General features: G+C 71.1%; 20 protein-coding genes and 1 riboswitch. Of the genes, 9 read left to right on the forward strand and 11 right to left on the reverse strand.

What is annotated here, in order from left to right; all coding sequences use genetic code 11:
* Nucleotides 1–202 precede the first annotated feature (202 nt).
* Nucleotides 203–2,035 (forward strand): glutamine--fructose-6-phosphate transaminase (isomerizing), encoded by a 1,833-nt coding sequence (glmS, locus tag M503_RS0106070; RefSeq protein ID WP_028928151.1) that lies wholly within the window; start codon nucleotides 203–205, stop codon nucleotides 2,033–2,035.
* A gap of 57 nt (nucleotides 2,036–2,092) precedes the next feature.
* Here the strand turns inward: glmS and M503_RS0106075 are convergent, their stop codons facing one another.
* The gene (locus M503_RS0106075; protein WP_028928152.1) at nucleotides 2,093–3,988 is read right to left on the reverse strand and encodes a pyridoxal phosphate-dependent decarboxylase family protein; all 1,896 of its coding nucleotides are present in this window, start codon (nucleotides 3,986–3,988) and stop codon (nucleotides 2,093–2,095) included.
* A gap of 165 nt (nucleotides 3,989–4,153) precedes the next feature.
* Entirely contained in the window at nucleotides 4,154–5,887 is a 1,734-nt protein-coding gene (locus tag M503_RS15795; RefSeq protein ID WP_081720954.1) for an alpha/beta hydrolase, read from the reverse strand.
* Between the two features lie 104 nt (nucleotides 5,888–5,991).
* Here M503_RS15795 and M503_RS0106085 point away from each other — a divergent pair, with 104 nt between their 5' ends.
* Both M503_RS0106085 and M503_RS0106090 read left to right on the forward strand, forming a co-directional pair.
* Nucleotides 5,992–7,095 (forward strand): PLP-dependent cysteine synthase family protein, encoded by a 1,104-nt coding sequence (locus M503_RS0106085; RefSeq protein ID WP_028919427.1) that lies wholly within the window; start codon nucleotides 5,992–5,994, stop codon nucleotides 7,093–7,095.
* A gap of 203 nt (nucleotides 7,096–7,298) precedes the next feature.
* A complete protein-coding gene (locus M503_RS0106090) occupies nucleotides 7,299–9,326 on the forward strand; it encodes a M3 family metallopeptidase (RefSeq protein ID WP_037060648.1) in 2,028 nt (675 codons plus the stop codon).
* 258 nt (nucleotides 9,327–9,584) lie between these two features.
* Here the strand turns inward: M503_RS0106090 and fabB are convergent, their stop codons facing one another.
* Nucleotides 9,585–10,799: a beta-ketoacyl-ACP synthase I gene (fabB, locus tag M503_RS0106095; protein ID WP_037060650.1), complete on the reverse strand. Its 1,215-nt coding sequence runs from the start codon at nucleotides 10,797–10,799 to the stop codon at nucleotides 9,585–9,587.
* Between the two features lies 1 nt (nucleotide 10,800).
* Nucleotides 10,801–11,316 carry a 3-hydroxyacyl-[acyl-carrier-protein] dehydratase FabA gene (gene fabA / locus M503_RS0106100; RefSeq protein WP_028919430.1) on the reverse strand — a complete coding sequence of 172 codons (516 nt, stop codon included), beginning with the start codon at nucleotides 11,314–11,316 and terminating at the stop codon, nucleotides 10,801–10,803.
* A 180-nt stretch (nucleotides 11,317–11,496) separates the two neighbouring features.
* Here fabA and dinB point away from each other — a divergent pair, with 180 nt between their 5' ends.
* The 3 genes from dinB to gph all read left to right on the forward strand — a co-directional run bounded on the left by dinB (nucleotide 11,497) and on the right by gph (nucleotide 13,883).
* On the forward strand, nucleotides 11,497–12,582 hold the full coding sequence (gene dinB, locus M503_RS0106105; protein ID WP_028919431.1) for a DNA polymerase IV: 1,086 nt from the start codon (nucleotides 11,497–11,499) through the stop codon (nucleotides 12,580–12,582).
* Between the two features lie 91 nt (nucleotides 12,583–12,673).
* Entirely contained in the window at nucleotides 12,674–13,177 is a 504-nt protein-coding gene (locus M503_RS0106110; RefSeq protein WP_028919432.1) for a hypothetical protein, read from the forward strand.
* A gap of 58 nt (nucleotides 13,178–13,235) precedes the next feature.
* Nucleotides 13,236–13,883 (forward strand): phosphoglycolate phosphatase, encoded by a 648-nt coding sequence (gene gph / locus M503_RS0106115; protein ID WP_028919433.1) that lies wholly within the window; start codon nucleotides 13,236–13,238, stop codon nucleotides 13,881–13,883.
* 42 nt (nucleotides 13,884–13,925) lie between these two features.
* Here the strand turns inward: gph and btuB are convergent, their stop codons facing one another.
* The 3 genes from btuB to M503_RS0106130 all read right to left on the reverse strand — a co-directional run bounded on the left by btuB (nucleotide 13,926) and on the right by M503_RS0106130 (nucleotide 17,044).
* Nucleotides 13,926–15,773, reverse strand: coding sequence for a TonB-dependent vitamin B12 receptor (gene btuB, locus M503_RS0106120; RefSeq protein ID WP_028919434.1), 1,848 nt, complete (start codon nucleotides 15,771–15,773; stop codon nucleotides 13,926–13,928).
* Between the two features lie 120 nt (nucleotides 15,774–15,893).
* Nucleotides 15,894–16,124, reverse strand: a riboswitch (cobalamin riboswitch).
* Nucleotides 16,125–16,169: 45 nt separating this feature from the next.
* Complete coding sequence (locus tag M503_RS0106125) at nucleotides 16,170–16,562, reverse strand: TfoX/Sxy family protein (RefSeq protein WP_028919435.1); 393 nt, start codon at nucleotides 16,560–16,562, stop codon at nucleotides 16,170–16,172.
* Complete coding sequence (locus M503_RS0106130) at nucleotides 16,559–17,044, reverse strand: GAF domain-containing protein (protein WP_028919436.1); 486 nt, start codon at nucleotides 17,042–17,044, stop codon at nucleotides 16,559–16,561. The genes M503_RS0106125 and M503_RS0106130 overlap by 4 nt, the downstream gene beginning before the upstream one ends.
* A gap of 88 nt (nucleotides 17,045–17,132) precedes the next feature.
* Between M503_RS0106130 and bioD the strand changes: the two genes are divergently transcribed.
* Nucleotides 17,133–17,822, forward strand: a complete 690-nt coding sequence (bioD, locus tag M503_RS0106135; protein WP_028919437.1) for a dethiobiotin synthase — start codon at nucleotides 17,133–17,135, stop codon at nucleotides 17,820–17,822.
* A 104-nt stretch (nucleotides 17,823–17,926) separates the two neighbouring features.
* Here bioD and M503_RS0106140 read toward each other — a convergent pair whose 3' ends face one another.
* The 3 genes from M503_RS0106140 to M503_RS0106150 all read right to left on the reverse strand — a co-directional run bounded on the left by M503_RS0106140 (nucleotide 17,927) and on the right by M503_RS0106150 (nucleotide 20,299).
* Entirely contained in the window at nucleotides 17,927–18,316 is a 390-nt protein-coding gene (locus M503_RS0106140; protein WP_028919438.1) for a phasin family protein, read from the reverse strand.
* 205 nt (nucleotides 18,317–18,521) lie between these two features.
* Nucleotides 18,522–18,875, reverse strand: a complete 354-nt coding sequence (gene queD / locus M503_RS0106145) for a 6-carboxytetrahydropterin synthase QueD (protein WP_028919439.1) — start codon at nucleotides 18,873–18,875, stop codon at nucleotides 18,522–18,524.
* Between the two features lie 35 nt (nucleotides 18,876–18,910).
* A complete protein-coding gene (locus M503_RS0106150) occupies nucleotides 18,911–20,299 on the reverse strand; it encodes a DEAD/DEAH box helicase (RefSeq protein ID WP_028919440.1) in 1,389 nt (462 codons plus the stop codon).
* Nucleotides 20,300–20,800: 501 nt separating this feature from the next.
* On the opposite strand from M503_RS0106150, the gene M503_RS0106155 reads away from it, so the two are divergent.
* Together M503_RS0106155 and maiA are read left to right on the forward strand one after the other, a co-directional pair.
* Nucleotides 20,801–21,799 (forward strand): fumarylacetoacetate hydrolase family protein, encoded by a 999-nt coding sequence (locus M503_RS0106155; RefSeq protein ID WP_028919441.1) that lies wholly within the window; start codon nucleotides 20,801–20,803, stop codon nucleotides 21,797–21,799.
* 97 nt (nucleotides 21,800–21,896) lie between these two features.
* Nucleotides 21,897–22,574 carry a maleylacetoacetate isomerase gene (maiA, locus tag M503_RS0106160; RefSeq protein WP_037060660.1) on the forward strand — a complete coding sequence of 226 codons (678 nt, stop codon included), beginning with the start codon at nucleotides 21,897–21,899 and terminating at the stop codon, nucleotides 22,572–22,574.
* Between the two features lie 39 nt (nucleotides 22,575–22,613).
* On the opposite strand, the gene M503_RS0106165 is transcribed toward maiA, so the two are convergent.
* Nucleotides 22,614–23,750 (reverse strand): PilT/PilU family type 4a pilus ATPase, encoded by a 1,137-nt coding sequence (locus M503_RS0106165; protein WP_024868663.1) that lies wholly within the window; start codon nucleotides 23,748–23,750, stop codon nucleotides 22,614–22,616.
* Nucleotides 23,751–23,831: the final 81 nt, after the last annotated feature.

Below are 23,831 nucleotides of genomic sequence, written 5' to 3' on the forward strand. Positions count from 1 at the left end.
TGGCCGGGCCCCATCGGGGAGGGATGAGGCGCCGGGCGTCGTGCAAGGCTTGCCGCGCGCGCAAGCCTGGGCACGCCACCGGCACGTTCCTATCCAAGGCGTGAACGGCGGCACGCCAAAGGCCCGGCGGGGCGCCCGGGACGCCCCGGAGTGGCGACGCCCTGCGGGTAGAATCCTCGGCCTGTTCCGGTAGGAAGACCCTATGTGCGGCATTGTCGGCGCGATCGCGGATCGCGATGTGGTTCCTGTCCTGGTCGAAGGCCTCAAGCGCCTCGAGTACCGCGGGTATGACTCATCGGGCATCGCGGTGGCCGCCAGCGAGGGCGTGCGCCGCGTGCGCCGCACCGGTCGCGTGGCCGAGATGGAGCAGGCCGCCGTCGCCGAAGGCTTCCACGGAGTGCTCGGCATCGGCCACACCCGCTGGGCGACCCACGGCGGCGTGACCGAGGCCAACGCCCACCCGCACATCAGCCATGGTGACCTGGCCCTGGTCCACAACGGCATCATCGAGAACCACGAGGAACAGCGCGAGCGCCTGCGCGCGCTGGGCTACGAGTTCGAGTCGCAGACCGATACCGAGGTCATCGCCCACCTTATCCACCACCACATGGCCGGTGGCCGCGACCTGCTGGCCGCGCTGCAGGCCGCGGTGAAGGAACTGACCGGCGCCTACGCACTGGCGGTGCTCAGCCGCTCCGAGCCGGACCGCCTGGTCGGCGCGCGCATGGGCTGCCCGCTGCTGGTCGGCCTGGGCGAGGGCGAGAACTTCCTCGCCTCCGATGTCTCGGCGATCGTGCAGGCCACCCGCCGGGTGATCTTCCTGGAGGAAGGGGACACCGTGGAGGTCGCCCGCTCCGGCGTGCGCGTGTTCGACCAGGACGACAACGAGGTGCAGCGCGAGGTGCACGTCTCCGACGTGTCGCTGGCCTCGCTGGAGCTGGGCCCGTACCGGCACTTCATGCAGAAGGAGATCCACGAGCAGCCGCGCGCGCTGGGCGACACCATCGAGGCGGTGATCGACGCCGGCAGCTTCGAGCCGACCCTGTTCGGTGCGAACGCCGGGGCGGTGCTGCGCGAGGTGACCGGCGTGCAGATCCTCGCCTGCGGCACCAGCTACTACGCCGGCCTGACCGCGCGCTACTGGATCGAGGCCATCGCCGGCCTGCCGTGCAGCGTGGAGATCGCCAGCGAGTACCGCTATCGCGAGGCCTACGCCGACCCGCGCACGCTCATCGTCACCATCTCCCAGTCCGGCGAGACCCTGGACACGATGGAGGCGCTCAAGTACGCCAGGTCGCTCGGCCACCTGCACACCCTGTCGATCTGCAACGTGCCGGAGAGCGCGATACCGCGCGCCAGCGATCTGGTCTGCTACACCCGCGCCGGCGCCGAGATCGGCGTGGCCTCGACCAAGGCCTTCACCACCCAGCTGGCGGCGCTGTTCCAGCTGACCGTGGTGCTGGGCAAGCTGCACGGCAAGGTGGGCGCCGAACAGGAGGCGGACTACCTCGAGCAGCTGCGCATGCTGCCGGGCAGCGTGCAGCACGCGCTGAACCTGGAGCCGCAGATCCAGGTCTGGGCCGAACGCTTCGCCGGCAAGCAGAATGCGCTGTTCCTCGGCCGCGGCCTGCACTACCCGATCGCCCTGGAAGGCGCGCTCAAGCTCAAGGAAATCTCCTACATCCACGCCGAGGCCTACCCGGCCGGCGAGCTCAAGCACGGGCCGCTGGCGCTGGTGGATGCATCGATGCCGGTGGTGGTGATCGCGCCGAACGACCGGCTTCTGGAGAAGGTGAAGTCGAACATGCAGGAGGTGCGCGCCCGCGGCGGCGAGCTGTTCGTGTTCGCCGACCAGGACAGCAACTTCACTGCCTCCGAGGGCGTGCACGTGATCCGCACCCCGCGCCATACCGGCGTGCTCAGCCCGGTGATCCACACCATCCCGGTGCAGCTGCTGGCCTACCACACCGCCCTGGCCCGCGGCACCGACGTCGACAAACCGCGCAACCTGGCCAAGTCGGTGACGGTGGAGTAAGCCCGGCGGCAGGCGCACGGGCCTGCTGCCCGTTGCGCGCTGCATGCGACGCCGCCTTTACGGCGCTGTCCTGTCCCGCAGCAGGGTGCCCAGGTACTCGAAGTACAGGTCGATGTAGCTGATCCCGTTCTCGTGGTCGACCAGGTACGGGTTCATCAGGGTGTGGCGCAGGATCACCAGGCGGTCGGTGGCCTCGTCCATCGTTGCCGGGTCGATGCCCAGCGCGTCGAGGATGCGCCGCAGTTCGGCTTCGCCGACCAGCGTGCGCTGCAGGGTGGTGGTCGAGGCGAAGAACTGCTTGACCTGCAGCGGCCGGTGGGGGTCGCAGCGCAGTTCGTCGTAGAGCCGGCGGACGAAGGCATTGGCGCGGGCCAGGTCGCGGTTGCCGTGCGGGTTCAGCGCCAGGCAGACCAGGTTGCTGTCGGGCGGGAACGGCACGGTCGCGGCCACCACGCCGCGCATTTCGTCCGCGAAGCGCTGCGCGCGTTCCTGGAACGCCTCGGCGGCCAGCACCGTCTGCCGCGGCATCAGGCCGAAGTTGGCGTGGTCCAGCGGCAGCACGTGGTGGGTGACGTATACCGCCGCGGCCGCCGCGCCGGCCTTGGAGCCTTCGGGGATGAACTGGCCCAGCTGGCGGTAGCGGGCCATGTAGTCGTCGCGGTCGCCTTCCTTGAACACGTAGTCGGCCTGTTCGGACACCAGCGCGGTGGCACGGTGGTCGCGGCAGACGAAGGCGCCGGTGCCATAGGGCAGGTAGCCGAGCTTGTGCGGGTCCACCGTCACCGAATCGGTCCGCGCCAGTGCGGCGAACGCGGCGTGCACTTCCGGCTGCGGGAAGTCCCGGTACTCGCCGCGGATCTCCTCCAGCGCGCGCAGGCTGCCGTCCGGGTTGCGGAACAGGGTGGCCAGGTAACCGCCCCAGGCCGCGTCGACGTGGATGCCGAAGCCCAGTCCTCGCGCAGTCATGTCACGGCGCGCCTGCACGATCGCATCGACCGGATCGATGGTGCCGTACTCGGTGCTGCCCAGCACCGCCACCACCATCAGCACCGGCTGGCGTTCGCGCTCGCATTGCTCCAGCGCCTCGCGCAGGGCCGCCGCGTCCATGCGCATGCCGCAGGTCGCCACCAGGCGCAGCTGCGCCCGCCCCAGGCCGAGCATCTTCAGGCCCTTGCTCCACGAGTAGTGCGCGGTCACCGGCACCAGCACCTGCGGCACCTTCAGGTCGGGGTGGCGCGAGAAGAACTCGAACATCCCCAGCGTTTCCAGGCGTTGCTCCTGGAACCGCGCGCGCCAGCGGCGGCGTTCGCCTTCGCCCAGCGTGGCCAGCCAGTCCTGCCAGCGCACCAGCAGGGCGATCGCCTCGTCCGGCGCCAGGTTGAACGCCTGCCAGTCGTCCTCGGGCACGCCGATGTCGGGCACGCCCGCTGCGCGCAGGACCACCGGGAAGGCCTTCAGCGCCAGCGCCATCCGCAGTGCCTGGTAGTTGGCCAGGGTGCCGCCGGAGGTGAGGTGGCCGAAGGCGCAGTCCGGGCGCGAAGGATCGCTGGGATAGCCGAACATGCGCGCCAGCTGCAGGCCGGCGAGCACTTCCAGCTGCACGGTGATCGGCGCGGCATCCTCGCTGACGTTGTTCGGGTTGTAGGGCAGGGCGAGGATCTGCGCGGCCAGGCCGGGCAGCAGCAGGTCCGAGGCCATGTGGCCGAGGTAGCGCGGGCTGTGGAACGGCACCGACTGCTTGAGCGCGGCGGAGAGCTGGTGCAGCTCGCGGCGCATCCGCGCCTCCAGCGCCAGGTATTCCGGGTGCTGCGCGGCGGAGGTGGGGATCGCCGGCGGATCCTCGGGATGGAAGTTGCGGCGCCAGTGCACGTGGTCGCGCAGGAACTCCACCACCAGCTTCTCCAGCAGGGTGTCGTTCTCGCCGTAGGGACCGAGGAAGCAGGCGTCGAGCATGCGCTGGCCTGGTTCCGGGGCATGCGCCGGGGCAGGGAAGGGATACGGGGAGGGCAGGGTATTCGGCATGCGGCAAGCCTATGGAGGCCGCGCCGCGTGCCCCTGATCTGGATCAATCCGGGTGCAGATCGGCCGCGCGGCAGTCGTGAGCGCGTCGCCGCGCCCTCAGCCGTCCGCGGTTTCGTCGCTGGCCTTGGCCAGTTCCTCGGCGCGGCGCTGGTCCAGGTGGCGCCGCAGCCGGGCCAGGTCGTCCGGATTCCAGTCGTCGATGCCGGTCGCTTCCACCCAGGCGGCGATGTAGTGCGAGGGCGCATAGACGTGGCCGAAGCCCATCGGCGCGCTCATCGACAGCGAGGTGTCCAGTCCCATCTGCAGCGCCGTCACCACCGGATACCAGCGCATCGAAGGCGAGACGTCCGGCGGTCGCGGTTCGTGCAGCAGCTCGGGCTCGCGGAAGAAGCCGTGGCGGTCGAAGAAGGTCACCGCGTCGCTGCCGTACTGCAGGTAGACCACGCGCATCGGGCCCCAGGGCGTGCCCGGCGGGGTGGCGCTGCCGTGCTGGTTCATGAAGCGCACGAAGCCGTCGTCGCCGAAGCGCGGCAGCCACACCGGCGTGCCCGGCTTGCGCGCGCGGGTGACCGCGGCCCAGCGGCTGGCGGCGAAGGGCGGGCCGCTCCACACCGCGCCGTCGAACGGATCCTCCAGCAGTTCGAACAGTTCGAACGATCGTTCCGAGTTGAACGCGCCCAGGCTCAGGCCGTGCAGGAACAGGTTCGGGCGTTGCCCGCGCGGCAGCGTGCGCCAGTGTGCATAGACCTCGCGGAACAGGGCGCGCGCGGTCTCGCCGCCGGTCTCCGGGTCCAGCAGCAGGGTCAGCGGGCTGGACAGGTAGGAGTACTGCACGGCGATGCTGGCCACGTCGCCGCGGTAGAGGTACTCGAGGCCGTCGATGCCGGCCGGGTCGACCCAGCCGGTGCCGGTCGGCGTGATCACGACCAGCGCCTTGCGCTCGAAGCCGCCAATGCGCTGCAGCTCTTCCACCGCCAGCCGCGCGCGCTGCGCGGGCGTGTCGCCGGTCGGCAGGCCTGCGTAGATGCGCAGCGGCGCCTTCGCGCCGGGGCCGGCGAAGGCGGCGATATCGGCGACATCCGGGCGTTCGGCGACGTAGCGCCGGCCCATCCGTCCCAGTTCATTCCAGGCCACCAGCGACTGCGCGCTGCCGGGGCTGTCCCAGGCGGTGGGGGGCGGCTCGTCTGGCGGGATCAGTGCGTCGGCCTGGCGGTAGGAGGCGTCGAGCATGTCCAGCACCGAACGCAGGACCACGCCGTCGACCAGGCCCGCCAGCAGCAGCACGCCGGCGACGAAGCCGACCACATTCGCGATGCGCCGCGGGATGCGTCGCGCGACCAGGCGCATCAACGCGTGCACCAGCATCAGCGCCGCGCGTCCAAGCAGCACTGCCAGCGCCGCGACCAGCAGCGCGCCGGCGGCCACGCCCAGGCCGCGCAGCGGCCCGGCCGGTTCCAGCTGCATCAGCGCGCGGACGATGTTCTCCCAGTGCTGGCTGCGCCACAGGGCCATCACCGCGGCCGCGGCGCAGGCAGCCAGCACCATGCGGCGGCCGCGGCCAGCGGTGGGCAACGGCAGTTCCAGGTATTCCCACAGCCAGCGCAGCGCCACGCCCAGGCCGTAGCCGGCGGCCAGGCACAGCCCGGACAGTGCGGCCTGGGCGGGGATCCCGCGCGGGATCAGGCTGGGAGTGAGCGAGGCGGCGAAGAACAAGGTGCCCACGACCAGGCCGGTGCTGCCGATCCGCGCACCGAGGCGGGCGCGGACATGGCCGCCAGCGGCGGCCAGGTGCGGCCGGAGCGTGCGGCGTGCGGTGCGGGTGGTCCCCATCCTCGCGGCTCCCGGGTCCGCGCGGCGGACCCTGCGCCGGACTATAGCGCCGCCGCCCGCACCGGGCCCGGTAGAATCCACGCATACCGTCCACCGCCAATCCAATGTCCCAGCGCGACTGGGTGGCCGCCGCCATCCGCAAGATCGAGGCCGACTTCAACCGTTCGGCCGACACCCACCTGATCCCGCTGCCGCTGCCCGGCTACCCGGGCATCGACGTCTACCTGAAGGACGAATCCAGCCACCCGACCGGCAGCCTCAAGCACCGGCTGGCGCGCTCGCTGTTCCTGTACGCGCTGGCCAACGGCTGGCTGCGCGAGGGCAGCACGGTGGTGGAGGCGTCCAGCGGTTCGACCGCGGTGTCGGAAGCGTACTTCGCGCGCCTGCTCGGCCTGCCCTTCATCGCGGTGATCCCGGCTTCGACCTCGCCGGAGAAGATCGCGGCGATCGAGTTCCAGGGCGGCCGCTGCCACCTGGTCGACAGCCCGTGCACGATCAACGAGGTGTCGGCCCAGCTGGCGCGCGAGAGCGGCGGCCACTTCATGGACCAGTTCACCTACGCCGAACGGGCCACCGACTGGCGCGCGAACAACAACATCGCCGAGTCGATCTTCAAGCAGATGGCCGAGGAGCCGCATCCGGTGCCGGAGTGGATCGTGTGCGGCCCGGGCACCGGCGGCACCAGCGCGACGCTGGGCCGCTACGTGCGCTACCGGCGGCATGCGACGCGGGTGCTGTGCGCGGATCCGGAAGTGTCGGTGTTCTACGACTACTACGTCGGTGCGCTGGAGGGGCAGGGCGACCCGGAACTGGCGATCCAGGGCGGCTCGCGGATCGAGGGCATCGGCCGGCCGCGGGTGGAGCGCAGCTTCATCCCGTCCTGCGTCGACGCGATGGTGAAGGTGCCCGACGCGCTGAGCCTGGCGGCGATGCGCCACGTCAGCGCGGTGCTGGGGCGGCGCGTCGGCGGTTCGACCGGCACTAACTTCGTCGGCGTGCTGCGCGCGGCGCAGGCGATGCGCGAGGCCGGGCGCACGGGGTCGATCGTGAGCATCCTCTGCGACAGCGGCGAGCGCTACGCGCACAGCTATTACGACCCGGCGTGGTACGCGCGCCACGGCATCGACGTGGAAGGCGCGGACCGGGCGATCGCCGCCGCGGTGGCCGGCGGCACCCTCGACGGGGTGCAGGCCTGCGGCGACCTGTAGAGCGGGTCTCGCCCCGCTGCCTTTCCCCGCGCTGGCACGCCTGGCGTGGGAGTCGGGCAGGCCCGACTCTACGAGGGGTGCAGCAATCATTCGGCGCGGCGCGGCTTCGGCATGCGCCCGGGGCAGGAGTTCATGCTTCCGTGGGTTGATTTCGGGATGCCGGGGGCGCATCTATCCAGGTGACTTCCCATCCCCGGTGCCCCATGCAGGACAACCCGCTGCTCGACTTCTCCGGTCTTCCCCGCTTCGATGCGATCCGGCCCGAACACATCGGCCCGGCGATCGACCAGCTGCTGGCCCGCGCCGAGGCGGCGGTGAAGCAGGCCGAGACCGTCTCGCCGGTGACCTGGGACAGCTTCGTGACCCCGCTGGAGGACGCCACCGAGCGCCTGTGGCGGGCCTGGGGCCAGGTCGGCCACCTGCAGGCGGTGGTGAACACGCCGGAGCTGCGCGAGGCCTACAACGCCAACCTGCCGAAGGTGACCCGCTTCGCCTCGTCGCTGGGCCAGAACCTGGCGCTGTACTCGCAGTACAAGGCCCTGTCGGAGTCGCCGGAATACGCCGGCTACGACGCGGTGCGGCGCAAGGTGGTGGAGAACGCGCTGCGCGATTTCCGCCTGGGCGGCGCCGAGCTGGCCGACGAAGCCAAGGCGCGCTTCTCGGCGGTACAGGAGGAACTGGCCGCGCTGTCGGCGAAATTCTCGCAGAACGTGCTCGACGCCACCGATGCCTTCGCCCTGTACGTGGAGGACGAGGCGCGGCTGGCCGGCCTGCCGGCCGAAGTGGTCGCCGCGGCCCGCGCGGCGGCGGAGCAGGACGGCAAGCCGGGCTGGAAGCTGACCCTGCAGATGCCGTGCTACCTGCCGGTGCAGACCTATGCCGAGGACCGCGCGCTGCGCGAGGCGCTGTACCGGGCGCACGGCCTGCGCGCGTCGGAGGCCGGTCCGGCGGAGCTGGACAACAGCGGCAACATCGACCGCATCCTGGTGCTGCGCGCCGAGCTGGCTTCGCTGCTGGGCTTCGCCAGCTACGCCGAGTATTCGCTGGCCACCAAGATGGCGCAGTCGCCGGCCGAGGTGCTCGGCTTCCTGCGCGACCTGGCCGGCCGCGCGCTGCCGTTCGCGCGCCGCGACCGTGCCGAGCTGGAGGAATTCGCCCGCGAACAGCTGGGCATCAGCGAGCTGCAGCCCTGGGACCTGGCCTACGCCAGCGACAGGCTGCGCCAGGCGCGCTACAGCTATTCGGAGCAGGAGGTGAAGCGCTACTTCACCGAGCCGAAGGTGCTGGCCGGCCTGTTCGGCGTGATCGAGTCGCTGTACCAGGTGAAGGTGAAGCCGGACAGCGCGCCGGCGTGGCACGAGGACATGCGCTTCTACCGCGTCGAGAATGCGCAGGGGCGCCTGCTGGGCCAGTTCTACCTGGACCTGTATGCGCGCGAGGGCAAGCGCGGCGGCGCGTGGATGGACGACTGCCGCAACCGGCGCGTGCGCGGCGGCGCCGAGCAGACGCCGCTCGTCTACCTGGTGTGCAACTTCGGCAAGGGCGTGGACGGCAAGCCGGCGACCTTCAGCCACAACGAGGTCACCACCCTGTTCCACGAGATGGGCCACGGCCTGCACCAGCTGCTGACCGCGATCGGCGAGCTGCCGGTGGCCGGCATCAACGGCGTGGAGTGGGACGCGGTGGAGCTGCCCAGCCAGTTCATGGAGAACTTCTGCTGGGAGTGGGAGCGCGTGCAGGCGATGACCGCGCACGTGGACACCGGCGAACCGCTGCCGCGCGAGCTGTTCGACAGGATGCTGGCGGCGAAGAACTTCCAGAGCGGGATGTTCACCGTGCGCCAGCTGGAGTTCGCCCTGTTCGACATGGAGCTGCACAGCCGCTTCGATCCGGCCAGCGACAGCGTGATGGCGCTGCTGGAGCGGGTGCGCGACGAAGTGGCGGTGAACCGCCCGCCGGCATGGCATCGCTTCCCGCACCAGTTCAGCCACATTTTCGCCGGCGGCTACGCGGCCGGTTACTACAGCTACAAGTGGGCCGAGGTGCTAAGCGCCGACGCCTACGCCGCGTTCGAGGAAGCGCCGGACCAGCTGGCCGAAACCGGCGCGCGCTTCCTCGCCGAGGTGCTCTCGCGCGGCGGCAGCCGCAGCGCCCTGGAGAACTTCAAGGCCTTCCGCGGCCGCGAGCCGAGCATCGACGCGCTGCTGCGGCACAGCGGCATGGCGGCGTGATGCTGTTCACCCCTCTCCCACCGGGAGAGGGAACGGGGTGAGGGGCGGGTGCCCAGTGCGCTGCCGCGGCTCCGTCCGAAGTCCGCTGATCGGGAAATCGGGTGTCCGTGAGGACGCTGCCACTTGCCGACACCCGGGCCTCTCCCAACCCCGCTCCGCGCTCCGGCCCACAGCCATGGGACGCGGGCGTTCGGGAGAGGGGCTACAAGAGAAAAGCCCGGCCGGAGCCGGGCTTTTCCGTTTTGCATCGGGCCGCGATCAGGGCCGCGCAAACACCAGCGTCGCGTTGGTGCCGCCGAAGCCGAAGCTGTTCGACATCACCAGGTCCAGGTGGGCGTCGCGGCTTTCGCGCGCGATCGGGAAGCCTTCGGCGCGCTCGTCCAGCTTCTCGATGTTGGCCGAGCCGGCGATGAAGCCGTCGCGCATCATCAGCAGGCTGTAGATCGCCTCGTGCACGCTGGCCGCGCCCAGCGAGTGGCCGGACAGCGACTTGGTCGAGGAGATCGGCGGCATGTCGTCGCCGAACACCTCGCGCACCGCCTGCAGTTCGGTCACGTCGCCCAGCGGGGTCGAGGTGCCGTGGGTGTTTAGGTAGTCGACCCGCCGGTGCTCCAGGCCCTGCAGGGCCATGCGCATGCAGCGCACCGCGCCCTCGCCCGAGGGGGCGACCATGTCGGCGCCGTCGGAGGTCACGCCGTAGCCGACCAGCTCGGCGTGGATGCGCGCGCCGCGGGCGATGGCGTGGTCCCAGTCCTCCAGCACCAGCATGCCGCCGCCGCCGGCGATGACGAAGCCGTCGCGGTCGGCGTCGTACGGACGCGAGGCCTTTTCCGGGGTGTCGTTGAACGAGGACGACAGCGCGCCCATGGCGTCGAACATCACGCTCATGGTCCAGTGCAGGTCCTCGCCGCCGCCGGCGAAGACGATGTCCTGGGCGCCGTGGCGGATCAGGTCGGCGGCCGCGCCGATGCAGTGCGCGGAAGTCGCGCAGGCGGCACTGATCGAGTAGCTCAGGCCCTTGATCCTGAACGCGGTGGCCAGGTTGGCCGACACGGTCGAGCACATCGTGCGCGGGACCATGTACGGGCCGACCTTGCGCACGCCCTTCTCGCGCAGCAGGTCGGCGGTCTCCACCTGCCAGTGGCTGGAGCCGCCGCCGGAGCCGGCGACCAGGCCGGTGCGCGGGTTGCTGACCTGCGCCTCGTCCAGGCCGGCGTCGGCGATCGCATCGCGCATGGAGACGTAGCTGTAGGCGGCCGCGTCGCTCATGAAGCGCTTGAGCTTGCGGTCGATGGCGGCGTCCAGGTCCAGGTCGACCGCGCCGCCGACCTGGCTGCGCAGGCCGCGCTCGGCGGCCTCGGGCAGGTGGCGGATGCCGGAACGGCCTTCGCGCAGCGAGGCGGAGACGGTGTCGAGGTCATTGCCCAGGCACGAGGCGATGCCCATGCCGGTGATGGCGATGCGGCGTGCCATGTCAGAAATCCTCGGTGGAGGTGAACAGGCCGACGCGCAGGTCCTTGGCGGTGTAGATCTCGCGGCCGTCGACCAGCATGCGGGCGTCGCCCTGGGCCATCACCAGCTTGCGGTTGATCACGCGGCTGATGTCGACCTCGTAGGTGACCAGCCTGGCGGTGGGCAGCACCTGCCCGGTGAACTTGACCTCGCCGCAGCCCAGGGCGCGGCCACGCCCGGGAGCGCCCAGCCAGGTCAGGTAGAAGCCCACCAACTGCCACATCGCATCCAGGCCCAGGCAGCCGGGCATCACCGGGTCGCCGATGAAATGGCACTGGAAGAACCACAGGTCCGGGCGGATGTCGAGTTCGGCGCGGACCAGGCCCTTGCCATGGGCGCCGCCGTGGTCGTTGATCTCCACGATCCGGTCGAACATCAGCATCGGATCGGCGGGCAGGCGGGCATCGCCCGAGGCGAACAGTTCGCCGCGGCCGCTGGCGACCAGTTGCTCGCGGGTGAACGAGGAAGCGCGATTCATGAGGGTTCCGGAAAAGGCAAACCGCCAAAGCGTGCCTGACGAGGATCGTTTCAATCAAATGCTTCAGACATACGCGGGCGTGTGTTGCGGCGCAGGGCGGCCCGTCGCCGATGCTGGCGCGGGTGCCGTGAGACGCACGTCGACGCGGCGCCGGGCGCCGGCGCGCCGCACAATACCTGGGTGACGCACGATGCCGTCCCGCCGCAGCGCAAGATCATCCACGTGGACATGGACGCGTTCTACGCGTCGGTGGAGCAGCGCGACGACCCGGCGCTGCGCGGGCGCCCGGTGGTGGTGGCCTGGCGCGGCGCGCGCTCGGTGGTGTGTGCGGCGTCCTACGAGGCGCGCAGGTTCGGGGTGCGCTCGGCGATGCCGGCCCTGCGCGCCGAGCGGCTGTGCCCGGACGCGGTGTTCGTGCCGCCGGACTTCGCCCGCTACAAGGCCGTGTCGCGGCAGATCCGCGAGATCTTCCTGGCCCACACCCCGTTGGTGGAACCGCTGTCGCTGGACGAGGCTTACCTCGACGTCACCGACTCGCCCACCTGCGGCGGCATCGCCACCGAGATCGCCCGCACCATCCGCGCGCAGATCCGCGAGGCCACCTCGCTGACCGCCTCGGCCGGGATCGCGCCGAACAAGTTCCTGGCCAAGATCGCCTCGGACTGGCGCAAGCCGGACGGCCAGTTCGTGGTGCCGCCGTCGCGGGTGGAGCTGTTCCTGACCCCGCTGCCGGTGAACCGCGTGCCGGGCGTCGGCAAGGTGATGGAAGCGAAGCTGGCCGCCCTGGGCGTGCAGACCGTGGGCCAGCTGCGCGAGCTGCCGCTGGAGCGGCTCGAGGCGCTGTTCGGCAGCTTCGGCCACAGCCTGTACCGGCGGGCCCGCGGGATCGACGAGCGGCCGGTGACACCGGACCAGCCGGTGCAGCAGGTCTCCGCCGAGGACACCTTCGAGCGCGACCTGCGCCTGGGCGAGTTCGACGAGGCGATCGGCGCGCTGGCGGAGAAGGTCTGGAACAGCAGCCGGCGCACCGGGCGGGTCGGCCGCACCGTGGTATTGAAGCTGAAGACCGCGCAGTTCCGCATCCTCACCCGCAGCCACACCCCGGAGGTGCCGCCGGCCTCGGTGCAGGAACTGACCGCGATTGCGCTGGCGCTGCGCGCGCGGGTCGACCTGCCGGCCTCGACCCGCTACCGGCTGGTCGGCGTGGGCCTGGGCGGGCTGTGCGATCCGGAGGACATCACCCCGCAGGCGTCGCTGTTCTCCTGAGCGGACTGGCAGCAGGCGCCGCCGGCTGCTGCCAGCACGGCTTTTCCGTTCGCGCTAGCCTCGGGGCGTGATCCAACACGCGGAGGTTGCCATGTCGTCGATCCGTACCGGCGCGGCCGCCGAGGTCTGGCAGGGACTGGTGCTCGATGCCTGCCGGCGCAGCGGCCAGTCGCTGGACGAAACCTGCGAGGCCTACCTGGTGTTCGCCCTGCTGCGGCACCAGCGCGATCCGCAGCTGCTCGCCTATACCCAGGCGCTGGAATGGCTCAACGCGCAGGCCCAGGTCGGCAGCGCGCGCATCGACGCCCTGCAGGACGTAGGCGACCGCTGCCTGCTGATCGCCGGCCTGTTCCCGGGCCTGGCCCAGCGCCGCCGCGTCAGCGTCGACTACTTCATCGAACTGGGCCGCGGCGCGTACCGCGACGTGGCCGAAGGCGGGCGCAGCGCCACCGCCGCGCTGTTCTCGCGCCTGGCCAGCACCTACCGCGAACTGGTGCAGGTGCTGCGCGCGGTGCGCGAGGTCCCGGCGTGGGAAGGCCACGCGGTCAGCCTGACGCTGGCGCCAGCGCCGGCGGGCGGCACGCGTATCCACTGACGACGGATCGCCTGCACCCGCCCGCTACAATGCGCGCTTTGCGCAAGCGGAGCGTGGCGTGGCGACGAAGGCGGTGCTGTTCGACCTGGATGGAACGCTGGTGGACAGCGCCAGCGACATCGCCGAGGCGCTCAACCGCACCCTCGAATCGCTGGGCCATCCGCGCGTGCCGGAAACCACGGTACGCGGCTGGATCGGCGAGGGCGTGCGCCAGCTGGTGGCCACCGCGCTGCGCCATGCCGGCGACGAGCGCGCACCCGAAGCGGTGATGGACGGCTTCATGGTCCACTACCGGCAGTGCCTGCTGCGCTCGCCGGTGCTCTACCCGGGCGTGGCCGAAGGGCTGGAACTGCTGCGCGAACGCGGCCTGCCGATGGCCGTGTGCACCAACAAGCCGCAGGCGATGGTCGAGCCACTGCTCGGGCACCTGGGCATCGCCGGTTTCTTCCGCGCCTTCGCCGGCGGCGACACGCTGCCGCAGCGCAAGCCCGATCCGGCGCCGCTGCTGCACCTGGCCGGCCTGCTGGGCGTGGAGGCGGGCGACTGCCTGATGGTCGGCGACTCGGCCACCGACCGCGACGCGGCCGTGGCCGCGGGAATGCCGGTGGCGCTGGTGCGCTACGGCTATCCGCGCGGCATGGACCTGGAAAACGCCGGCGCGGTCGCCGTGCTCGACGACCTGCGCCAGTTGCAATCGCTGCTCTGAACAACGCCGGGCCGCGCGATCGCGCGGCCCGGGACCGGCGCCTCAGCGCGCCTTCGGCTTCCAGCGCAGGTTGATCCCGAACTCGCGCCCGGGCTGGTTGTACCAGTCCATCAGCTCGTAGTCGTGGTCGCCGACGTTGGTCACGCGCGCCTGCACCGTCCAGTCCGGGTGGAAGACGTATTCCACGCGCAGGTCCAGCGTGGAATAGCCGCCCACGCGCACCAGGTTGGCGGCGTCGTCGTAGCGGTGGCCGGCGGTGTTGAAGGTGGCGCCGATGGCCAGCGCGCCGAAGCTGCGGTCCAGGTCGATGCGGCCGGTGTCGCGCGAACGGCGCGGCAGCAGTTTGCCGTGGTTCGGGCCGGCCGAACGGTTGCGCGGATCGACGTGGCTGTACTGCGCCTGCAGGTCCCAACCGGCGACGGAAGTCGCGATCGTGGCCTCGCCGCCGCGCAGGCGCGCGGTGTCGATGTTGCCCGGCAGCGCGGTGGTGGAGTCGTAGCTGACCAGGTCGTCCACGTTGTTCTGGTACAGGTCCACGGTCCAGCGCCAGCCGTCGCCCCCGCCGGCGATGCCGAGGTTGAGGTTGCGCGATTCCTCCGGGCGCAGCGCCGGATTGCCGTAGTTCGGGTAGTACAGGTCGTTGAAGCTCGGCGCGCGGAAGCCTGTGGAGTAGCGCGCCGACAGGTGCAGGCCGCCGCTGGACTTCCAGCCCCAGCCGGCATTGCCGGTGGTGTGGCTGCCGAACTGCTCGTTGTCGTCGCCGCGCAGGCCCAGCTGCAGCTGCTGCGCACCGAAACGGCCGTGGTACTCGGCGAAGGCGCCGGTGTTGTCGCGGCTGTCGGCGACATAGGTGGTGGTACCGGTGATGCGGTCCTCGGCCCAGTCCACGCCGGCGATCAGCTGCTGGCCTTCGGCCAGCACGAACTCGCCCTGCAGCGCGGCCTGCCCGCGGCGCGTCTCCAGGCTGCCGGCCAGGCCGAAGGGGCTGTAGTCGTCGGAGCGGTCGTCGTTGCGGCCGAGGCTGGCCTGCAGCGCGACGCGTGCGTTCGGCGCGTAGCGCAGTTTGCCGGAGAGCACCTGCTGTACGGTTTCCGAATAGTCGGCCCAGCTGCCGTCGTAGTGGTTGTAGCCGTCGGCGCGCAGCGCGCTGCCTTCCAGCGTCCACGCCTCGCCGAGGCGACCGCCGCCGCGCACGCTGGCCGAACGGTTGCGGTAGCCGTCGCGGTCGGGCTGTTCGGCGAAGCAGCCTGCGCCCCAGCCGGCGGTGGTGCCGTCGCAGGCGTTGATGCCATCGGTGCGCAGCAGGGCGACGTCGGCGCCGAACCAGCCGCGCTCGTTGCCCACGCCCAGGCCGGCGCTGGCTTCGCGCAGGCCGTTGCTGCCGGCGCCGAGCATCGCGCGCGGCTGCAGGCCGTCGCGGTCGCGGCGGGTGAACACCTGGATCACCCCGCCGATCGCATCGGCGCCATACAGGCTCGAGTGTGGCCCGCGCACGATCTCGATGCGCTCGATCTGCTCGACCGGCAGGTCCTGCAGCGCCGCCAGGCCGGCGGTGGCCGAGCCCATGCGCACGCCGTCGACCAGCACCAGCAGCTGGTTGGAGCCGGCGCCGCGCAGGAACAGCGAGGTCTGCTTGCCCAGCCCGCCGGTGTTGGTGAGGTTGATGCCGGCGCGGCCGGCGAGCAGCTGCTGCAGCGAGGTGGCCTGGCTGCGCTCGATCTCGGCGCGGCCGATCACCTGCGCCGGCGAAAGGCTGTCGCGCAGCGCGATCTCGGTGCGGGTGGCGGTGACCAGCACCTCGTCGAGTTCGGTGGCCGGATCCTGGGCGAAAGCGGGGAGGGAAGCTGCCAGCGCCAGGGCGACGGCGGCGGCGAGCGGACGGAAGATCATCGATGGCTCCATGCGTACTTGGCGCCGCACCCGGCGCCAGGGAGTGGGAGTCGCGCGGGAGGACGCATGGAAGCGGACAGGCGCACGGCGGCGCCGGCACGCCGCGACGCCCTCCGCATCGCAACCTGGGTCCGCAAGGCCGGTCTCCGGGCTCGCGACCGGGAACGCGGCGTGGTGCCGGGCTCCAACCGCGACGCCTTCCCGTGCCTGGGCACAGTGGCGGATGTCGCGGCGTTGCGTTCGCTTACCGTTGCGGGGGCAGCGCCGGCCTTGTCCTTGCGGACGCACCGGCTTCCCGTTTCAACCCGGCCGGCGGCTGCCGGCAAGGTCACCTTGCGTGCGGGGATTGTAGGTCATCGCCCCGGGCACCGGGGCCGCCGATCTGCGACCGGCCGCTCAGGCCGGGAGGTCGTCGCCTTCGTCCGCGGGGCCGTCGGCCACCGCGTCGTCGCCCTCGGCGCGGACTTCGCCATTGCTGTCGTAGAAGGCGGTGGTCACCGGCCCGCCGACCGGGCGCCCACGCGCCGGCGGCAGCGCCGCGGTGAGCTGTTCCAGCTCGGCCAGCAGCTGCTGGCGCCGGTCCTCGGGCACGTCGTGCCAGTGGCAGCCGGTGAGGGCGCCCTCGAGGGCGTAGAGCAGGTTGAGGCTGGGCTTGAAGCCGGCGCGGCGGACCTTGAGGAAGGCCTGCACCGCCCCGGCGGCGGCCAGGTCCTCGGCGCTGCGCAGGCCCACCTGGCGCAGCCACGCCGCGCTCTTGGGGCCGATGTTGCGCAGCTGCGCCGTGCTCATTGCAGCGACTCGACGAAGGCCGCGGCGATCGCTTCCAGGCCGCGCTGGTCGTCGGCGTCGAAGCGGTCCGGTTCCGGGCTGTCCAGGTCGAACACGCCGACCAGTTCGCCGTCGTGGACCAGCGGCACCACCAGTTCCGAGCGCGAGGCCGGGTCGCAGGCGATGTGCCCGGGGAAGGCGTGCACGTCCGCCACGCGCTGGGTCTGGCGGGTCGACGCGGCCGCGCCGCACACGCCCTTGTCCAGCGGGATGCGCACGCAGGCCGGCAGGCCCTGGAACGGGCCGACCACCAGCTCGGTGCCGTCGTAGAAGTAGAAGCCCACCCAGTTCAGCGAGGGCAGGGCGTGGTAGACCAGCGCCGACAGGTTGGCCGCGTTGGCGACGCGGTCGCGTTCGCCATGGAGGAGGCCGCGTGCCTGGGCGAGCAGCTGCTCGTACTGGGCCGGCTTGTCGCCGGCGAGGGGGATGGCGTCGAAGGACATGGCCGCATGGTACCGCTTCGGGCGCCGGGCCCGCAGGCGGGGCGCGGCGCGCCCGTATGATGCGGGGCCTTTCCCGTTCCCGGCCGCCATGGACCTCGCCATCCCCGACCGCTGCTACGTCACCGGCACCGACACCGGCGCCGGCAAGACCCTGGCCAGCTGCAGCCTGCTGCACGCGCTGCGCGCCGGCGGCCGGCGCGCGGTGGGGATGAAGCCGGTGGCCAGCGGCTGCGAACGGGTCGAGGGCACCTGGCGCAATGCCGACGCGCTGGCCCTGCAGGCGGCCAGCGATCCGCGCCCGGACTACGCCGACCTCAACCCGTACGCGCTGCCCGAACCGCTGGCGCCGGAACTCGCCGCCCGCGCGGCCGGGATCGAGGTGGCGTTGCCGCCGCTGCTGGAGGCTTTCGCCCGCCTGCGTGCGCAGGCCGATGTGGTGGTGGTGGAGGGCGTGGGCGGCTGGGCCGCGCCGCTGGCCGGCGACCTCGACCAGGCGGATCTGGTGCGCGCGCTGCAGGCGCCGGTGGTGCTGGTGGTGGGCCTGCGCCTGGGCTGCCTCAACCATGCGCGGCTGACCGCCGCGGCGATCGCCGCCGACGGCTGCGAACTGGTGGGCTGGATCGCCAGCGAGGTCGACCCGGACATGGCCTGCCGCGAGGAGAACCTGGCGCTGCTGGCGCAGCGGCTGCCGGCGCCGTGCGTGGGCCACCTGCCGTATTCGCCGGACCCGCAGCCGGCGGCGCTGGCATCGCGCCTCGCGCTGGGCGCGCGCGCATAAAAAGACCCGGCAGAGGGAGGGATCTGCCGGGTCCGGGTTTGCGCGGGGGAGGGGATCCGCGCAAATTCAGTTGTCGCCCGCGCGCCAGGCGCGCGGTGGCGCGATCAGCGCTTGGCGGCCTTCGCAGCCTTGGCCACGGTGGCCTGGGCCTGCTCGGTGGCGGCCTCGAACTGGCTCTTGGCCAGCTGGCCGAGGGCCTCGCTGGTCTTGAGGGTCAGGCCGAACACTTCCTGGCCGGCGGCGGCGACGCGCTCGGCGTTGTCGCGGGCAACCTGCAGGCCCTTCGGGAACAGGCTCTTGTAGGCCTCCAGGTCGCGGGCTTCGGCCAGCTCACCGAGGTAGCTGGTGGTGGCGTCGATGTTCTTCTCGAAGGTCCGCAGCTGCACGCCGAAGACGGTCTCGGCGTTTTCCAGCGCCAGGCGGTTCACACGCGTGGCCACAGCGGCGAGCTGGTGGGTATAGGCGCTGAACTGGTCATTGAACTGGTACGACATGGCGGTCTCCGTTACGGATTGCCTGATGATGCGGTGCAGCATACAGCGGTCTTTGTTGCAATGCAACAAGATCCGGCAGATATTTTTCCCTTCGTTCAGGATCCTTTGGATTCAAGGACTTGGTTGCGCACGGCCACGCCCCCGGGGCCGCCTGGGCGGCCCGGAGGGCGGGATTTGCGCGTGAAGGGCCCCGCGGGCCGGGGCCTCAGCCCCGGTAGCGGCAGCCGGAAGTGCAGGTCTCGTGGACCACGACCTCGCTCAGCAGCGGCAGCGCCGGCTTGAGCCGGGCCCAGATCCACGCCGCCAGCCGTTCGCTGGTCGGGTTTTCCAGGCCCTCGATCTCGTTGAGGTAGTGGTGGTCCAGCTGCTCGTACAGTGGCTTGAACGCGGACTTGATCTCGGCGAAGTCCATCACCCAGCCGGTGTGCGGATCGGCCTCGCCGGAAACATGGATTTCCACCCGGAACGAATGCCCGTGCAGGCGCGCGCACTTGTGCCCTTCAGGCACGTTCGGCAGGCGGTGCGCGGCTTCGAGGGTGAAGACCTTGAAGATGTCCATGCGTGGATTCTGTTACGCGGAGTGGAACCCGGCAATCACGCCGGGGCGTGATTGCTGGTGTGGCTGCGGCGCGGGCCGCGGCCGTGCGGCTGCTGGCGACGGCCCGGGTTGGCCGCGGCCTTGCCGCCTTCGCGCTGCGGCTGGCCGCCTGCGGACTTCTTCGGACCGGCGTGCGCGTGGCGCGGCGCATCGCCGTGCGGACGGCGCGCGTGGCGACGCGGCGGACGCTGCCCGCCCGGCACCTCGGCCTTGCCCGGGGCGCTGTTGCCCCAGCGGATTGGCACCTGCGGCTCGAAGCCCGGCAGGTCGCGGATCTCCATGTCGCGGCCGAGCAGGCGCACGATCTGGCGCAGCAGCTTGGCATCGTCCTGCGACACCAGCGACAGGGCCTCGCCGGTGGCGCCGTTGCGGCCGGTACGGCCGATGCGGTGCACGTAGTCCTCGGCCACCATCGGCAGATCGTAGTTGATCACCCGCGGCAGCTGGTCGATGTCGATGCCGCGCGCGGCGATATCGGTCGCCACCAGCACCTTGACCTTGCCGGACTTGAAGTCGCTGAGCGCGCGCAGGCGCTGGCCCTGGCTCTTGTTGCCATGGATCGCGGCGGCCTGGATGCCGGCCTTCTCCAGATGGGTGGCCAGCTTGTCGCTGCCGTGCTTGGTCTTGGCGAACACCAGGGTCTGCACGCGCGTGTCCTGGCCCAGCAGGTGCAGCAGCAGTTCGCGCTTGCGGCCGGCGTCGACCGGATGCACGCGGTGGGCGATGGTCTCGGCCACGGTGTTCTGCGGAGTGACCTGGACTTCGCGCGGGCTGCGCATGAACTCCATGGCCAGCTGCTTGATCGACTCCGGGAAGGTCGCCGAGAACAGCATGGTCTGCCGGTTCTGCTTCGGCAGCTTGGCCAGGATGCGCTTGATCGAGGGCAGGAAGCCCATGTCGAGCATGCGATCGGCCTCGTCCAGGATCAGCACCTCGATCCCGGACAGGTCGATGCTGCGGCGCTCGATGTGGTCGATCAGGCGGCCCGGGCAGGCGATGACCAGGTCCACGCCGCGACGCAGGGCGTCCAGCTGGTTGCCCATGCCCACGCCGCCGTAGATCACCGCGCTGGGGATGCGCAGGTACTTGCTGTAGCCGCGCAGGCTGTCATGCACCTGGGTGGCCAGTTCGCGGGTCGGGGCCAGCACCAGCGCGCGCGGGCGGCGCGGGCCGTTGACCGCCTGCGGTTTCGTGCCCAGGTGCTGCAGCAGCGGCAGGCCGAACGCGGCGGTCTTGCCGGTGCCGGTCTGCGCGCCGGCCAGCAGGTCGTGGCCCTGCAGTGCCAGCGGGATGGCCTGCTGCTGGATCGGGGTGGGGTTCTCGTAGCCCTGCTCGGCCAGCGCACGCAGCAGGAAGGGCGCAAGGCCCAGGGTTTCAAACGACATTGGAAGCTCCATGGCAAAACCCGCGGAGGCTCGCGCCTGCGGGCTGATCGGTCATGCGATCGGTGACTCGGAGCGTTCCCGTGAACCGCGCTGCGAGAAGTGGATGGCCGGAATCGGCCCGGTTGCCTGGCGAATGGCGTCGGAGTGGGACGGCGCGCCGGGGAGTTCCGGGGCTGCCGTTCCCCGAGGGAAACGGACGGCCGCCTGGCAACCAGGCCGCCGATTCTACGCGAAGCCGGCCGTTCCCGCCCGTACGCCTGGCCGGATCGTTCAGGGGAGAGGGCTTCCGGCTGTCTCATCGAGTGCCCGCGGATAGGGCGGCGAGCTGGCGGAAGGGCCCGCTGCGGCACGGCGGACCCCTACGCGACCTTTCCGCCGCTTTAGCCCGCCACCCCTCCGGGAAGGCCCTGCCCGGGAGTCCAGGTCCGTACCAAAGCGTTTCGAATGAAACAATCGCCTCGGAGCCGCTACAATCCGCGGCCCCAGCAGCAGGAGTAGGCGATGAAGCTCGGATCCCTCAAGGAAGGCGGCCGCGACGGCACCCTCGTGGTGGTATCGCGCGACCTGGCCCGCGCCGTGCGCGCCACCGGCATCGCCGCCACCCTGCAGCAGGCCCTGGACGACTGGCAGCGCGCCGCCCCGCGCCTGGTCGCCCTGGCCGCCGCGCTGGAAGCCGGCGAGGCCGAAGGCGCCTTCGAACTGGAGTTCGACGCCCTGGCCGCGCCGCTGCCGCGCGCCTACGAGTTCGTCGACGGTAGCGCCTACCTGCCGCACGTCGAGCGCGTGCGCCGCGCCCGCGGCGCCGAGGTGCCGGAGAGCTTCTACACCGACCCGCTGATGTACCAGGCCACCAGCGCCGGCTTCCTCGGCCCGCGCGACCCGGTGCGCGTGGTCAGCGAGGACTACGGCATCGACCTGGAAGCGGAGATCGTGGTGATCACCGACGACGTGCCGATGGCGGCGACTCCGGAACAGGCCGCCGCGCACATCCAGCTGGTCGGCCTGGTCAACGACGTCTCGCTGCGCAACCTCATCCCGGCCGAACTGGCCAAGGGCTTCGGCTTCCTGCAGTCCAAGCCGCGTTCGGCGCTGTCGCCGGTGTTCGTGACGCCCGACGAGCTGGGCGAGGCCTGGCGCGGCAACAAGCTGCACCTGCCGCTGCTGACCCACATCAACGGCGAATGGTTCGGCGCGCCGGAAGCCGGCGAGGACATGCAGTTCGATTTCGCCCAGCTGGTCGCGCATGCGGCGAAGACCCGCCCGCTGGCGGCCGGCACCATCGTCGGCTCCGGCACCATCGCCAACCAGGACGTGTCCCGCGGCGCCTCCTGCTTCGCCGAGAAGCGCACCGTCGAGGCGCTGCGCGACGGCAAGCCGAGCACCCCGTTCCTCAAGTTCGGCGACCGCGTGCGGATCGAGATGCTGGACCGCGAGGGCCGCAGCCTGTTCGGCGCGATCGAGCAGAAGATCGAGCGCCAGCCGCTGCCCGGCCAGGGCTGAGCCGGCAGGCGGCGCGGCGCCCGCGATGGGCGGCCGCCACGACGGCTGTGGCGCGCGCTATCGTGCGTCGCGCCGGCACGCATCGGGAGGGGAGGCGATGGCGACGAACGAGGAAACCCTGCGGCTGTACTCGTACTGGCGCTCCAGCGCCGCTTACCGCGTGCGCATCGGCCTGGGCCTCAAGGGCCTGCCGTACGAGATCCAGCCGGTGCACCTGCTCGAGGGCGGCGGCCAGCAGCATTCGCCCGCCTACGCCGCGCTCAACCCGCAGCAGCTGGTGCCGCTGCTGATGCACGGCCGCCGCGCCGTGCGCCAGTCGCTGGCGATCCTCGAATACATCGACGAGACCTGGCCCGACGCCGAGCCGCTGCTGCCGGACACCGCGCGCGAACGCGCACGGTTACGCGCGCTGGCGCTGCTGGTGGCCTGCGACATCCACCCGCTCAACAACCTGCGCGTGCTGCAGTTCTTCGAGCACCAGTGGAACGTGCCGCAGGCCGAGCGCGAGGACTGGGTGCGGCACTGGATCGTCGACGGGCTGGACGCGTTCGAGGCGCTGGTCGCCGACGACCCGTCCACCGGCGGCTTCTGTCACGGCGACCTGCCTGGCCTGGCCGACTGCTGCCTGGTGCCGCAGCTGTACAACGCGCGCCGCTTCGGCATCGACCTGGCGCGCTGGCCGACCCTGGCGCGGATCGAGCGCGCCTGCATGGAACTGCCGGCGTTCCGCGCGGCCGCGCCCGAAGCGCAGCCGGACGCGCCGCGCCAGTCTTGAGCGATCAGACGAAGCGGCGCCCGCGAGGGGCGCCGCCGGTCAGCCGAAGCCGTGGCTGATGGTGGCCGAGCCGCCGCCGCCGCTGAGGTCGGCGTAGGGATCGTGCTCGCCGTCGGCGCCTTCGGACAGGCGGAACTTCAGCGCCAGGCCATCGCGCGAGTCGGCCGCGCGCAGCGCCTCCTCCTGCTCGATCTTGCCCTGCTTGACCAGCCGGAACAGGCACTGGTCGAAGCTCTGCATGCCTTCCTCCAGCGAGCTTTCCATCGCCTGCTTGATCTCGTGCACCTGGCCGCGGCGCAGCAGGTCGCGGATCATCGGCGTGTTGAGCAGCACCTCGGTCGCCGGCAGGCGGCGGCCGTCGACGCCCTTGACCAGGCGCAGCGACACCACCGCGCGCAGGTTCAGCGCCAGGTTCATCAGCACGTTCTTGTGCGCGCTCTCGGGGAAGAAGTTGAGGATGCGCTCGATGGTCTGGTCGGCGTTGTTGGAGTGCAGCGTCGCCAGGCACAGGTGGCCGGTCTCGGCGAAGGCGATCGCCGCCTCCATGGTCTCGGCGTCGAGGATCTCGCCGATCAGGATCACGTCCGGCGCCTCTCGCATCGCGTTCTTCAGCGCGTTGTGGAAGGCGTGGGTGTCCAGGCCGACCTCGCGCTGGTTGACGATCGACTTCTTGTGCTTGTGCAGGTACTCGATCGGGTCCTCGATGGTGAGGATGTGCCCGGTCATGTTGCTGTTGCGGTAGTCGATCATCGACGCCAGCGAGGTCGACTTGCCCGAGCCGGTGGAGCCGACGATCAGGACCAGGCCGCGCGGCGTGCTGATGATGTCCTTCAGCACTTCCGGCAGGTTCAGCTCCTCGATCGAGGGGATCACGCTGCGGATCGCGCGGATCACCATGCCGACCTCGCCGCGCTGCTTGAACACGTTGACGCGGAAGCGGCCGGCGTCGGCCACCGCGATGGCCATGTTCAGTTCCAGGTCGCGCTCGAACTGGGGCACCTGGCCCTCGTCCATCAGCGAGTAGGCGATCTTCTTGACCATGCCTGGGGGCAGGCCGGTATTGCCCAGTGGATACAGCTTGCCTTCGATCTTGATGTACACCGGTGCCCCGGTGGTCAGGAACATGTCCGAGGCATTCTTCTCGGTCATCAGCTTCAGGAAGTAGCCGATATCCATTACGCAACGATCCCCAACTGCTCGATTTACGTGGCCCCGGGCCGGCGTTGCATGCGCGGCGCGGGCTTCAGACAATGGCCG

The sequence above is a fragment of the Pseudoxanthomonas suwonensis J47 genome (assembly GCF_000513955.1).
Lineage (GTDB): Bacteria > Pseudomonadota > Gammaproteobacteria > Xanthomonadales > Xanthomonadaceae > Pseudoxanthomonas > Pseudoxanthomonas suwonensis_C.